We start from the raw sequence: 12,239 nt of genomic DNA on the forward strand, positions 1-12,239 counted from the left end.
ATCCCCGCCCGATCCCGCCCGAACAACCCGAACTGGAAGACTGCTGCAACAGCGGCTGCTCGCCGTGCGTCTTCGACTTGTACGACGAAGCGCTGGCGCGCTATCGCGTCGAGCTGGCCGAGTGGGAAGCGCGGCAGGCGCAACGCAAACAACACCGGTGAGCCGGATGCCGGCGAGCGGCCGCGCATTCACCTTCCCGCCGCAGATCCCGCCGGCGGTGCGATCCGTGCCCCGTGTCATGCGCCCGCATGCAGCCGCCGATGCAGCGGCCCGAGCGCGGTCGACAGCGCGACGCACGCAAGCAATACGACCGTCAGCGTGAACATCGACGTCCGGAACCCCTGAACGTAATCGACCGCGGCCGGATGCACGCCGAGCCGCGCGAAGAACACGCCGCCGATCGTCGCGGCGCCGACGGCCGCGCCGATCTGCAGCATCGCGCTGACCATTCCTGATGCGACGCCCGCGCGGGCCGCGTCGACTTCCGCGAGCACGATCCGCACGACCGACGGCAGCACGAGGCCTTGCCCGATGCCGATCGCCGCGATGCCCGCGTAGAAGCCGGGCCCCGGCGCGCCTTCGCGGGCAAGCGCGGCGGCGGTCGCGACGCCGGCAGCGAGCATGACGAAGCCGAGCGTCAGCACGCGATAACCGCCGAACCGGCCGACGAGGCGCGGCATCAGCAGCGGGCTCGCGAGGAAGCCGAGCCCGAGCGGCAGGATCGCGAACCCGGACGCGAGCGGCGACCAGTTCAGGCAGCCCTGCAGATAGATCCCGTAGCTCAGGAAGAACGCGCTCAGCGTATAGAACAGGAACGCGAGCAAGAGCCCGAGCGCGACGACGGGATTGCGGAACAGGCGCACGTCGAGCAGCGGATCGCGGCCGCGGGCGAGCCGGCCCGCTTCGACCGTCAGCAGCGCGCCGAGCATCGGCAGCGCGCCGACGACGCACGCGATCATCCACAGCGGCCAGCCTGCCTCGCGGCCCTGCGTGAGCGGATACACGAGCATCAGCAGGAACAGCGACATCAGCACCGCGCCCGGTACGTCGATGCGCTGGCCGCGCGGCGGCCGGTTTTCCGGGATGAAACGCCAGCTGCCGAGCAGCGCAAGGATGCCGATCGGCAGATTGACGAGGAAGATCGCGCGCCAGCCGAGCCCGAACGGATGCAGGCTGATCAGCGCGCCGCCGCCGAGCTGGCCGATCACGGCCGCGAGGCCGAACGCGAAACCGTAGAAGCCCATCACGCGCACCTGTTCCTGCGGGCTGAACACGCTGCGGATCGTCGCGAGCACCTGCGGCGCGAGGATCGCCGCGAACAGGCCCTGCAGCACGCGGCCGCCGACGAGCACCGCGCCGCTGCCGGCGAGCCCGCACAGCGTCGACGCGAGCACGAAGCCGGCCATGCCCAGCATGAACATGCGCTTGCGGCCGTACAGGTCGCCGAGACGGCCGCCCGTGATCTGCACGACCGCGCTCGCACATGCATAGGCCGACACGACGAGCTGGAGCTCGGCCGGGCGCGCGCCGATGCCGTCGCGGATGGCCGGCAGCGCGAGATTCACGATGAAGTAGTCGAGCGGCGGCAGAATGGCGCCGACCAGCAGGACCACCAGCGCCCAGCCGTGATGGCTGCGCGGCGTCGCCGCGGCAGCCGCGCCGGCCGGCGCGCAAGAGGCAAGGGTTTGGTTCGTCATGAACGAAGGGTCCGAAAAGAATGAGGGCCGTATGCGCGAGCGGTGCAGGCCGGCCATTGACCCCGTATTTTGGGTGCGGTCGATGAATCGGAAAAGCGGGAAAGAGTGGTAGCATCCATCGGGTTAAGCGATGGATGGAGAATGGCGATGCGCGGTTTCGACCTGGACCAGTTGCGCACTTTCGCGGCGGTCGCGGACGCCGGCAGCCTGACGGCCGCCGCGCCGCTGCTGCACCTGTCGCAGTCGACGGTCAGCGAGCAGGTGCGCAAGCTCGAAGCGCGCGCCGGCGTGCCGCTGTTCGTGCGCAGCAAGCGCGGCGTCGAGCCGACGCCGGCCGGCACGCGGCTGCTGCAGCACGCACGGCGCATCGTCGCGCTGAACGAGGCCGCGTTCGACGAGCTGCGCGGGCAGGCGATCAAGGGCGAGCTGCGTGTCGCGATCACCGACTACTTCCGCACGAATGAAGTTGCGGGCATGCTGGCGCGGCTGCGGGAGTGCTACCCGCAGTTGAGCCTGCACGTGAGCGCGATGAAAAGCGCGGACATCGAGGCGGCGCACGCGAGAGGGCAGATCGATCTCGGCGTCGTGATGAACCTGTCGAGCGGGCCGTTCCGGCCGGCGTCGGCCGATACGCGCTGGGTGCTGCGGCGCGAGCCGCTGTCGTGGGTCGCGTCGCCCGCACTCGCCGAGCAATTGCCCGAGCCGCTGCCGCTCGTGCTGCTGCCGGACGACTGCATGATGCATCAGATCGCGGTGCGCTCGCTCGACGAGCAGCATATGCCGTACGTGCTCGTGCACAGCGCGTCGGGTGTCGCGGGGCTGCAGTCGATGCTTGCGGCGGGGCTCGGTGTCGGCTGCCTGTGCGCGTCGGCGATCGGCGACGGCATGATGCGGCTCGGCGCGAAATACCGTCTGCCGCCGCTGCCCGATGCGGTGTTTTCGCTGACGCCGCCGATGCCGGGCGAGCGCGAAACCGTCACGCAGGCGCGCGAGGTGCTGTCGCGGCAATTGCTGATGTAAAAACGCGCCGCGCGATATGCAGCGGCGCGTATTCGAGAGACGCGGGAGAGGGCCTACGCATGAGCATGAACGACGAGCTGAAGCAGCAGATGGCCGACAGGCTGCAGGACGCGCTGGAGCGGGTGGTCGACGAGCGCTCGCTGATCCATTTCCTGCGCGTGCTCGGCCATGACTGGAACACGGAGCGGCAGCTCGAAGCCGACGTGCCGCCGTCGCCGTACGCGCGCGCCGCGCTCGGCTGGGAAAACCGCTCGATCGGCGAGTACCTGGAGGCGATGGTCGACTGGGCCGAAGCGTCGGAGGACGGGCTGCGTTTTTACGACGTGCCCGACAATCCGTGGCGGCGCATCGCGGACATCCTGTTCGCCGGGAAAATCTACGAGTAGTACCGTCCGGGCGATTCGCGCCTCTTACTCGGCAGTTTCTCCGTCGACATACGCGCGCAGCCCGTCCGCCAGCGCATCGAACACGGCCCGGCAGCGCGGGCTTGTCCGCAGGTCCTCATGCATCACGACCCAGGTTTCCAGCTTCATCGCGGGCCCGTCCGGCAGCACGCGCACGAGCCTCGCGTCGCGCTTCGCGAGCCCCGTCTGGCAGAAACCGACGCCGTAGCCGGCGCGGATCATCGCGAGCTGCGCAAGGTTGCTGTCGGTGCGCAGCGCGAACGCATCGCGATTCCACAACGGCATCCCGCGCCCCGCCGAACGGATGAACGGCGTGACGGTATCGAAGCCGATCAGCGCGTGATGCGCGAGTTCGTCGATCGTCGCGGGCGCGCCGTTGCGCGCCACGTAGTCGTCGCGCGCATACAGCCCGACTTCGATCGCGCCGACGCGCCGCGCGACGAGCGCGTCCTGCGCGGGCGGCGCCATCCGCACCGCGATGTCGGCCTCGCGATTCAGCACGTCCTGGATGCGGTCGGTCGGCACCAGTTCGATGACGAGCCCCGGATGATCGCGCCGCAATTGCGCGAGCATGGGCGGCAGCACCTCGACGGCGATCACGTCGCTGGCCGAGATCCGCACGGTGCCGCGCACGCCGGCGCCGTGGCTCGCGGCCGCGCGCTCGAAAGCGGCCGCCGCGCTGCGCAGCGCCTCCGCATGGCCGCGCAGCGCGAGCGCCGCCTCGGTCGGTAGCAGGCCCGACGGCGAGCGCGTGAACAGCGTCTGGCCGAAAGCGCCCTCGAGCGCCGCGACGTGGCGGCCGGCCGTCGGCTGCGTGATGCCGAGCGCGCGCGCCGCGCCGGACAGCGAGCCTTCCGTCAGTACCGCGAGAAAGGTGCGGTAGCGTTCCCAGTTCAGGTCGGTGGTCATGCATAAATGTATAGCTGATACCCGATGTTAGGCAATTCCTTGCTAGCCGTCGGCGCGCCAGAATGCATCTCACGACGGTTCATTCAAGGAGAACGGCAATGACGACGAACGCAGGCGCGGCGCAACGACAGGCACTCGTGCTCGGCGCGAGCGGCGGGATCGGCGGGGAAGTCGCGCGGCAGTTGCGCGATGCCGGCTGGCAGGTGCGCGCGCTCAAGCGCGGGCTCGATGCCGAAGTCGTGGAGCGCGACGGGATGACGTGGATGCGCGGCGACGCGCTGGATCGCGAGGCGGTCGTGCGGGCCGCGCGCGGCTGCAGCGTGATCGTGCACGCGGTGAACCCGCCCGGCTACCGGAACTGGCCGACGCAGGTGCTGCCGATGATCGACAACACGATCGCGGCGGCGACGGTGGCGCAGGCGACCGTCGTGCTGCCCGGCACGGTCTACAACTACGGCGCCGACGCGTTTCCGGTGTTGCGCGAAGACGCGCCGCAGCATCCGGCGACCCGCAAGGGCGCGATCCGCGTCGAACTGGAGCGGCGGCTGCAGGAAGCGACCGCGCAGGGCGTCCGCACGATCATCGTGCGCGCCGGCGATTTCTTCGGGGTGCGTGCCGGCAACAACTGGTTTGCTCAGGGGCTGATCAAGCCGGGGCGGCCCGTCTCGACCATCAGCGTGCCGGGGCGGCCGGGCGTCGGCCATCAGTGGGCGTATCTGCCGGACGTCGCGCGCACGATGGTCGAGCTGATCGAGCGGCGCGACACGCTGGAGCCGTTTGCGCGCTTCCATCTCGGCGGGCATTGGGATGCGGACGGCACGCAGATGGCCGCGGCCATCAGTCGCGTGGCGCAGCGGCACGGGATGCGGCCGGCGGTGCGCAAATTCCCGTGGTGGCTCGTGTGGGCCGCGGCGCCGTTCGTCACGACGCTGCGCGAGATGCTGGAGATGCGCTACCTGTGGCGCGAGCCGCTCCGGATGGACAACGCGCGGGTGACGGCGGTGCTCGGCCGCGAGCCGTTGACGCCGCTCGATACGGCGGTGGAGGCGACGCTGGCGGGGCTCGGTTGCTTGCGGTGAACGGCGGCGCGAGAGGCGCAGGCGAACGGAACGTGCGGTGAACGACGACGCGAGAGGCGCAGGCGAACGGAACGTGCGGTGAACGGCGGCGCGAGAGGCGGCGGCAAACGGAACGTGCGGTGAACGGCGGCGCGAGAGGTGGCCGTGATCGAAACGTGCGGTGAACGGCGACGTGAGAGGCGGAGGCCAACGAAGCGTGTCGGCACGAAAGCATGTGTGCAGAGCCTTTCGGCATCCGTCAGGCCCGCCGCCCCCCGTCACGCCACGATCGGCAACACCTCGACCGCATACCGGTGCCGCAGGCTGCGCCCGAGCACCGGATCGTGCAGCTCCATCTCGAACGCGTCGCCGTCGCCCATCGCCGCGATCGAGCCATGCGCGGCGACGGTGCCGCCATACATCGCGCAGCGCGCGGGCATCGTGCGGCGATCGTCGAAGCGCTGCCACAGCGCGTCCGGCGCGAGCAGGCCGCTGACGGCGCCGTGCTGGTACGCAATCCGCTCGCCGTCACGCGCGATCAACCACGAACGCATCTCGATCGCATCCCAGTGATCGGCGACATCCGCGTAAAGCCACGCATCGCATCCGAGCGGTTTCGCGCACACCTGCTTCGACACCGCGACGCCGTACACCTCGACTTCTCGATCCGTATGATCGGAGCCGACCGTGACCAGCGTGCCGGCCGGGCTGTCGACCAGCACGCATTCGATCTCGCCGCCCGAGCGTGCGCCGAGTACGCCGATCGACGGCGCCTGCGTCAGCAGCGCGGACGACACGCGATAGAAGCACGGTGTGGTCGAAGGCGGCGCCACGCCGAGCGCCGCGAGTTCGTCGATGTGCGCGCGGATCGCTGCCGGGTCGCGGCCGGCCCAGCCGGCAATCACGACGCGCTCGATCTCGACGTCGACGGTGGCCGGCGCGCGCTGCAGGGAAATCACGTTGAACGACAGGGCTTGCATGCGGATATCCGTTTGAAGTGCGAAGGAATGAATCGGCTTGGGGCGGCGCTCATTCCGCAAGCGGCCGGTGCGCGGTCTCGCGCGCGGCGAGGAGTGCGATCGAGGTGACGACGAGCGCTGCGGTGACGTACAGCGACACGGCCGTCGTCGTACCCGTCTGCCGGAACAGCGTGGCGATCACGAGCGGCGCGAAGCCGCCGCCGACGATGCCGGCGAGCGTGTACGCGAGCGACGAGCCCGCATAGCGCACGCGCGTCGGGAACTGTTCGGTCACGAACGCGCCCTGCGGGCCGTACATCACCGCATGGATCACGAGGCCGATCGCGACGGCCGCGACGATCGCACCGGGGCGCGCCGAATCGAGCATCACGAAGAACACGAACGCCCACACGACACCGGCGATCGCGCCGGCGAGGTACACGGGCCGGCGGCCGAAGCGATCCGACAGCGCGCCGAAGAACGGCACCGCGAGCGCGTTGCAGGCCGTGCCGACGATCACGGCCGTCAGCGCGACGGGGCGCGACAGGTGCAACACGGTCGTCACGTAGGTCAGCGTGAACACGACGATCAGCGCATACAGCACGTCCGAGCCGATCCGTGCGCCGCCCGCGATCAGCAGGCGCCGCCAGTGGTACTTCAGCACGTCGGCGACGGGCACCTCGGCGGTCGCGTGCGATTCGGCGAGCTGCTCGAACTGCGGCGTTTCGTCGACGCCGCGCCGCAGCCAGAAGCCGAACACGACGAGCAGCGCGCTGGCCGCGAACGGCACGCGCCAGCCCCACGACAGGAAGTTCGCGGACGTGGTCGACAGCGTCACGAGCGCGATGCAGCCGGTGCCGAGCAGCGTGCCGAACGACGGGCCCATCTGCGTCCACGACGCGGACAGCCCGCGCCGGTTCTGGTCGCCATGCTCGACCGACAGCAGCACCGCGCCGGCCCATTCGCCGCCGAGTGCGACGCCCTGCACGAAGCGCAGTGCGACGAGCAGGATCGGGCTCAGGATGCCGGCCTGCGCATAGGTCGGCAGCGCGCCCATCAGCGCGGTCGTCACGCCCATCAGCACCAGCGTGAGCATCAGCACCGCGCGGCGGCCGATGCGGTCGCCGAGATTGCCGAACACGAAGCCGCCGAGCGGGCGCGACACATAGCCGACCGCATAGGTCGAGAACGCGAGGATCGTGCCGGCCAGCGGATCGACCGACGGGAAGAACAGATGGTTGAAGACGAGCGCGGCGAGCGTGTTGTAGATCGTGAAGTCGTACCACTCGAGCGACGTGCCGATCATGCTCGCAGTCGCGAGTCGGCTGTTGCGGACGCGGCGGGGCGCGTGGGCGGCGGGCTGGGCGAGAGTGCTCATGGGTTCGGGCCTGTCGTGACGGAGAACGGGAGGAAGCGCAGGGCCGACGCGTCGGCCGCGTGCTGGTGCTGGTGCTGGTGCGGCGCGGCCGGCGTCGGCGTTCAGGCAGGCAGCGCGGCGGCGGCCGGCTCTGCTTCTGCTTCGGCGTCGCGGTGCGCAGCCGGCAGTGGCGCGGCGGCGCGCCACAGCAGGTCGAAGGTGCGTACGTCGTCGTGCCCGGCGAGTGCGGCGGCCACGCGGCGCGTCGCGGCCGCGTCGCTGCCTTCGATCAGCACGAGCGCGTCGGCGGCCGGGCGGGCGGCCGCATCGGCGCCGATCGGCGCGGACAGCTCGGGCGCGGTGCGGAAGAGTCGCGCCGCGTGAATGCCCGGTTCCCGCAGCGCGGCGTCGAAGCGCTCGCGCAGTTGCCGCACGTCGATGCGTTCCGGCGGCAGCACGAACAGCGCGAGATGCGCGCCTTCGCCGTCGCCGGCCTCGATCGTCAGTTCGCCGACGCGCCGTTGCGTGCCCGTCATGCGCTCGAAGTTCGCGAGCGACCACGCGGTCTGCTGCGTGAACGCGCGCCGGTATGCGTCGCTACGGAACACGTCGAGCGCGTCGGTCACGTACAGCGCGAGGTACTGGCGAGGACCGCCGTCGTTCGCGCGAAAGCGCCGCGCATGCGTGAAGCCGGGAATCGCGACACGTTCCTGCATGTGCTCGCGGTCGTACCACGCGTTGAAATCGGCTTCGTGCGCGGGGTCGATATCCGTCCAGACGCAAAGCTGGCCGTGCGGAAGGGAAGGGAAGGTCATCGCGGGGTTCCTCGTGACGGGAGTATGTCAGGAACCGCAGTTTCCCGAAGACGGGCCGCGCCCGTCCAACAAGAAAACAAATTCGCGGTGAACAGGTTTTCTTATGAGCGGCGCGGGCGGCGTTTTGCCGGGGCGGCGGCCGGCGGCGCGGATTTCGTCGTGCGCTTCGCAGTTGCCTTCGCAGTTGCCTTCGTAGTTGTCTTTGTCTTTGTTTTGGCCGCCGTACGGGCGGGCGATGCGTCGACTGGTTCGGGGCTGGCCGGTGCGACCGGCTTCGCGATGCTCGCGGCGGCCGCCATCGCGCGTGCGACTTCGCTTGCCAGTTCCGCGATGCGCGCGGCGACCGGCAGGCCCTGGCTGCGGTACGTCGCGACGAGCGGCAGCGCGGGGAATTCGGGTTCGACGTCGAGCAGTTCGAGCGCGCCTTCGTGCAGCTCGCGCCCGATGATCGCGGGCGGCAGCGCGGCCACGCCGAGGCCGTCGGCGACGAGGCGGATCATCGCGGCGACCGACGTGATGCAGTTGATGCTGGCCGGCCGTTCGACGGCCGCGAACAGCCGCTCGATCGTCGCGTGCGGTCCCGAGTGGCGCGAGAAGCTGATGATCGGAAATTCCGCGAGGCGCGCGACGTCGAGCGGCTGGCCGCCGAGCCCGAGGCGCGGGCTTGCCGCCCAGCGCACCGGGAATTCGCACAGCGGCAGGTTCGTGAAATCGGGGCCCGGCACCGGGTCGGTCTGCAGGATCAGGTCGACGCCGTCGGTGCTGAGCAGGCGAATCAGGTGCAGCGTGGTGTCGCTCGTGATCTCGACGTCGAGCCGCGGATAGCGCTCGCGCAGTTGCGCCATCAGCGCCGGAAACCAGCTGTGCACGATCGATTCGATCACGCCGATCCGGATCAGGCCGGCATCGCTCGCTGCGTCGATGTCGCGCCGCATTTCGCTGTCGAGCCGCACGATTCGTTCCGCGTAGGCCAGCATGCGGCGGCCCGCGGGCGTGAGCGTGGCCGAGCGCGTGTTGCGGTCGAACAGGCGCACGTCGAATGCTTCTTCGAGCGACGCGATGCGGCTTGATACCGCAGCTTGTGTCGTGTGCAGTTTTTCAGCGGTGAGCCGGAAGTTTTCCAGCTTCGCGAGCCAGACGAAGGTTTCAAGAAACCGGATGTTCATCGAAGTCGGAACGGTGAGGTGGCGCCGGGCGGGCCACGCGGTCGGTCGATGGTAGCGGATTTTCGGCGCGGGAAACGAGCGGGCGGGGCGGCGTACGTGCCGCAGCGGGCGTTGGAGTGCCGGAGGACGTTGCACGGAACACCGCCCGCAGCGATGCGTCACGCGGGCGGCATGCCCCCGCGCATCAAAGCTTGTCGAACGCGAGCGTCGGCACGTCGACGACCATCGCACCGCCGTCCGCGACGAGCGTCGCGCCGGTCACGAACGACGCATCGGGCGACGCGAGGAACGCGCACACGGCCGCGATTTCGTCCGGATCGGCCGCGCGCCGCAGCGGCACGTCGGCGCTGACGCGCGCATACGCATCGTCGAGCGTGTCGCCATGCGCGGCCATCAGCGGTTCCATTTCAGCGTCGGCCATCGGCGTGCGGACCCAGCCCGGGCACACGGCGTTTGCACGCACGCCGTGCGGCCCGTAGTCGCGCGCGAGCGACCGCACGAGCCCGAGCAGCGCATGCTTGCCGACCGTATAGCCGCACACGCCGGGCCCGGCCGCGAGCGCCGCGATCGATGCGACCAGCACGATGCTGCCGCGCTGTGCGATCAGGTCGGGCAGGCACGCACGTGTGCTGACGAACGCGGTATCGAGGTTCGCGTGCATCGCGTCGCGCCACTGCGCGTCGCAGGTTTCGTCAGCGCGGCCGATGCCGTGGCCGCCCGCGCACGCGACGAGCGCGTCGACGTGGCCGAAGCGTTCGGCGATCCGCGGCAGGAAGCCGGCCCAGTCGGCGGTGCTCGCGGCGTCGCCGGCGAGCGCGAGGCCGCCCGTCTCGGCGGCCAGCGCGTCGAGCGGCGCCTGACGCCGCCCGATCAGCACGACGCGGTCGCCGCAGCCGGCGAAGCGGTGCGCGCATGCGGCACCGATGCCGGTGCCGGCGCCGGTGATGGCGATCGTGCGGGGTTGCGGGTGCGTCATGCCGTTCTCCGGAAGGCGTGTTGATCCCGGTCACTTTAGGCGGCGCGGGCGAGTGCCGGTATCAGCCGAAAGGATGAACGCGCACGATGTCCGCCCGGCCGGAAAGGCCATGGCCCATTTTGCAAAAGCTGACGATGTCCGGCGCCGAATCGCTCTATCCTCCACATTTTTGGGATAAGTCGCGAAAGCCCGGCAAAATAGCGCGGGCGAGCGAGCGCATCGACGCGCGGCGCGTCGGCCGGCCGATTCCGTCGTGCGAGCGGAGCGGCACGCCGGCGAGATCGGTGCGACCATGTGCCGCGATGCGCGGGTATCGTGTCTGCCGATGGGTCGAGTTGCCACGGCGTATCGCCCGGTGCGCGCTGGCGCGGCCGGACCATCGACAAGAACAGGGAGAGCCGGCAATGAGGCTGGACGACGAAAGAGAAAGCATGAACGTCGAGGATCGACGTGGCGCCGGCGGTTTCGGCGGCGGGCGCGGCGCGACGATCGGCATCGGCACGATCGTGGTCGCGCTGGCCGCGTCGTATTTCTTCGGGATCGATCCGCGCGTGGTGCTCGAAGGCGCCTCGGCGCTGCAGGGCCGCCAGCAGCAGGCGCAGCCCGCGCCGGCGCAGCGCCAGGGCGCGCCGGCGAACGATCCGGGCTCGGTGTTCACGCGCAAGGTGCTCGGCAATATCGAGCGCACGTGGACGGGCGTGTTCAACACGCAGCTGCATGCGCAGTACGAGCCGCCGAAGCTCGTGATGTTCACGAACTCGACGCCGACTGCGTGCGGCACGGGCCAGACGGCGATGGGGCCGTTCTACTGTCCGGCCGACCGCAAGGTCTATATCGATCTCGGCTTCTACGACGAGTTGCGCAAGCGTTTCGGCGCCGGAGGCGATTTCGCGCAGGCTTATGTGATCGCGCACGAAGTCGGCCATCACGTGCAGAACCTGCTCGGCATTTCCGACAAGGTCGACGCGGCGCGCAGGCGTTCGAGCCAGGCGCGCTCGAACGCGCTGTCGGTTCGGATGGAACTGCAGGCCGACTGCTTCGCCGGCGTGTGGGCGAACAACGCGCAGCGCGCGAACCAGCGGCTGATGGAACCCGGCGATTTCGAGCAGGGACTGAAGGCGGCGGCCGCGATCGGCGACGATCGGCTGCAGCAGCAAGGGCAGGGTTATGTCGTGCCGGAAAGCTTCACGCACGGCAGCAGCGACCAGCGCGTGTACTGGCTGCGGCGCGGGATGGAGGCGGGCGAGGTGAGCGTCTGCGACACGTTCGCCGCGAACGCACGCTGACGGAAGGCACGCGCGCCGTCGCGCGCTCGCATTGTCCCGGCGACACCGGCCGAATCCACCGAATCCGCCGAATCCGCCGAACCGGGACGATTTGCCGATTTGTGCTCACCGGCGCTTTTCGGCGCCGGTAGGCTGGCCCGAACTTCGACGCGTTCGCCCGCCAGCCGATTCCTCCATGCCGACTCCATCCGTTCCCGCCGACCAGGGCGTCGCCGACTGGCAGCGCGCGCTGCGCGCGTGCGTGGACGCGTTCGACGCGTTCGCGAGCCCGTCCGCGATCGTGTTCTACCGGCTCGACCAGAGCGGCGAACCGGCCGATTTCGAACTGTTCGGGATGCCGGAATCTATGCATCGCACCTATGTCGCGCGTTACCGGATGCTCGATCCGCTGCATCCGTCGCGTTGCGCGGCAGAGGAATGCGCGGTCGTCACGCTCGCTTCCCAATTGCCTGACGAAAGACGCGACGCGTCTGCGTACTGGACCCGTTTCCTGCGGCGCCACGACGTGGCCGATGTCATCGAAATCTGGTTGCGCGACGCGGGCCGCACGGTCGGCGCGTTCTCGTTGCTGCGCTTCGGGATGGGTGGGGCG

12 protein-coding genes and 1 pseudogene are annotated in these 12,239 nt (G+C 69.9%); 6 read left to right on the forward strand and 7 right to left on the reverse strand.

All coding sequences use genetic code 11. The annotated features are described in order from the left end of the window. On the forward strand, window positions 1–161 hold a 161-nt coding region (locus tag GD429_RS39365), incomplete at its 5' end, for an oxidoreductase-like domain-containing protein (RefSeq protein WP_152865535.1). 75 nt (window positions 162–236) lie between these two features. Here the strand turns inward: GD429_RS39365 and GD429_RS39370 are convergent. Next, window positions 237–1,697, reverse strand: a complete 1,461-nt coding sequence (locus tag GD429_RS39370) for an MFS transporter (RefSeq protein WP_152865537.1) — start codon at window positions 1,695–1,697, stop codon at window positions 237–239. A 147-nt stretch (window positions 1,698–1,844) separates the two neighbouring features. Here GD429_RS39370 and GD429_RS39375 point away from each other — a divergent pair, with 147 nt between their 5' ends. Together GD429_RS39375 and GD429_RS39380 are read left to right on the forward strand one after the other, a co-directional pair. Beyond that, entirely contained in the window at window positions 1,845–2,717 is an 873-nt protein-coding gene (locus tag GD429_RS39375) for a LysR family transcriptional regulator (RefSeq protein ID WP_152865539.1), read from the forward strand. A 65-nt stretch (window positions 2,718–2,782) separates the two neighbouring features. Continuing rightward, window positions 2,783–3,103, forward strand: coding sequence for a hypothetical protein (locus GD429_RS39380; protein WP_152865561.1), 321 nt, complete (start codon window positions 2,783–2,785; stop codon window positions 3,101–3,103). Between the two features lie 24 nt (window positions 3,104–3,127). Here GD429_RS39380 and GD429_RS39385 read toward each other — a convergent pair whose 3' ends face one another. Next, window positions 3,128–4,030: a LysR family transcriptional regulator gene (locus GD429_RS39385; RefSeq protein WP_152865541.1), complete on the reverse strand. Its 903-nt coding sequence runs from the start codon at window positions 4,028–4,030 to the stop codon at window positions 3,128–3,130. 98 nt (window positions 4,031–4,128) lie between these two features. Between GD429_RS39385 and GD429_RS39390 the strand changes: the two genes are divergently transcribed. Then, on the forward strand, window positions 4,129–5,109 hold the full coding sequence (locus GD429_RS39390; protein ID WP_152865543.1) for an NAD-dependent epimerase/dehydratase family protein: 981 nt from the start codon (window positions 4,129–4,131) through the stop codon (window positions 5,107–5,109). Between the two features lie 257 nt (window positions 5,110–5,366). Here GD429_RS39390 and GD429_RS39395 read toward each other — a convergent pair whose 3' ends face one another. From GD429_RS39395 to GD429_RS39415, 5 genes are all read right to left on the reverse strand, one after another. Beyond that, complete coding sequence (locus GD429_RS39395) at window positions 5,367–6,068, reverse strand: DUF2848 domain-containing protein (RefSeq protein WP_152865545.1); 702 nt, start codon at window positions 6,066–6,068, stop codon at window positions 5,367–5,369. A 49-nt stretch (window positions 6,069–6,117) separates the two neighbouring features. Then, window positions 6,118–7,425 (reverse strand): MFS transporter, encoded by a 1,308-nt coding sequence (locus GD429_RS39400; RefSeq protein WP_152865547.1) that lies wholly within the window; start codon window positions 7,423–7,425, stop codon window positions 6,118–6,120. Between the two features lie 101 nt (window positions 7,426–7,526). After that, a complete protein-coding gene (locus GD429_RS39405; RefSeq protein ID WP_152865549.1) occupies window positions 7,527–8,219 on the reverse strand; it encodes a DUF4286 family protein in 693 nt (230 codons plus the stop codon). A 101-nt stretch (window positions 8,220–8,320) separates the two neighbouring features. Beyond that, the gene (locus GD429_RS39410) at window positions 8,321–9,385 is read right to left on the reverse strand and encodes a LysR family transcriptional regulator (protein ID WP_152865552.1); all 1,065 of its coding nucleotides are present in this window, start codon (window positions 9,383–9,385) and stop codon (window positions 8,321–8,323) included. Between the two features lie 184 nt (window positions 9,386–9,569). Continuing rightward, complete coding sequence (locus GD429_RS39415) at window positions 9,570–10,361, reverse strand: SDR family NAD(P)-dependent oxidoreductase (protein ID WP_152865555.1); 792 nt, start codon at window positions 10,359–10,361, stop codon at window positions 9,570–9,572. A 404-nt stretch (window positions 10,362–10,765) separates the two neighbouring features. On the opposite strand from GD429_RS39415, the gene GD429_RS39420 reads away from it, so the two are divergent. Further along, window positions 10,766–11,647 (forward strand): neutral zinc metallopeptidase, encoded by an 882-nt coding sequence (locus tag GD429_RS39420; RefSeq protein WP_152865558.1) that lies wholly within the window; start codon window positions 10,766–10,768, stop codon window positions 11,645–11,647. Window positions 11,648–11,822: 175 nt separating this feature from the next. After that, a pseudogene (locus GD429_RS39425) lies at window positions 11,823–12,239 on the forward strand (helix-turn-helix transcriptional regulator); the annotation flags it as partial.

Origin of the sequence: Burkholderia sp. BE17 (genome assembly GCF_009362305.1) — a bacterium.
Lineage (GTDB): Bacteria > Pseudomonadota > Gammaproteobacteria > Burkholderiales > Burkholderiaceae > Burkholderia > Burkholderia pyrrocinia_C.

Excerpts from the sequence above, each read along its gene's own strand:
- GD429_RS39375 (WP_152865539.1), top strand. The coding sequence starts at position 1,845 with ATGCGCGGTTTCGACCTGGACCAGTTGCGCACTTTCGCGGCGGTCGCG.
- GD429_RS39370 (WP_152865537.1), bottom strand. The coding sequence starts at position 1,697 with ATGACGAACCAAACCCTTGCCTCTTGCGCGCCGGCCGGCGCGGCTGCC.
- GD429_RS39405 (WP_152865549.1), bottom strand. The coding sequence starts at position 8,219 with ATGACCTTCCCTTCCCTTCCGCACGGCCAGCTTTGCGTCTGGACGGAT.
- GD429_RS39415 (WP_152865555.1), bottom strand. The coding sequence starts at position 10,361 with ATGACGCACCCGCAACCCCGCACGATCGCCATCACCGGCGCCGGCACC.
- GD429_RS39390 (WP_152865543.1), top strand. The coding sequence starts at position 4,129 with ATGACGACGAACGCAGGCGCGGCGCAACGACAGGCACTCGTGCTCGGC.
- GD429_RS39400 (WP_152865547.1), bottom strand. The coding sequence starts at position 7,425 with ATGAGCACTCTCGCCCAGCCCGCCGCCCACGCGCCCCGCCGCGTCCGC.
- GD429_RS39395 (WP_152865545.1), bottom strand. The coding sequence starts at position 6,068 with ATGCAAGCCCTGTCGTTCAACGTGATTTCCCTGCAGCGCGCGCCGGCC.
- GD429_RS39380 (WP_152865561.1), top strand. The coding sequence starts at position 2,783 with ATGAACGACGAGCTGAAGCAGCAGATGGCCGACAGGCTGCAGGACGCG.
- GD429_RS39420 (WP_152865558.1), top strand. The coding sequence starts at position 10,766 with ATGAGGCTGGACGACGAAAGAGAAAGCATGAACGTCGAGGATCGACGT.
- GD429_RS39385 (WP_152865541.1), bottom strand. The coding sequence starts at position 4,030 with ATGACCACCGACCTGAACTGGGAACGCTACCGCACCTTTCTCGCGGTA.
- GD429_RS39410 (WP_152865552.1), bottom strand. The coding sequence starts at position 9,385 with ATGAACATCCGGTTTCTTGAAACCTTCGTCTGGCTCGCGAAGCTGGAA.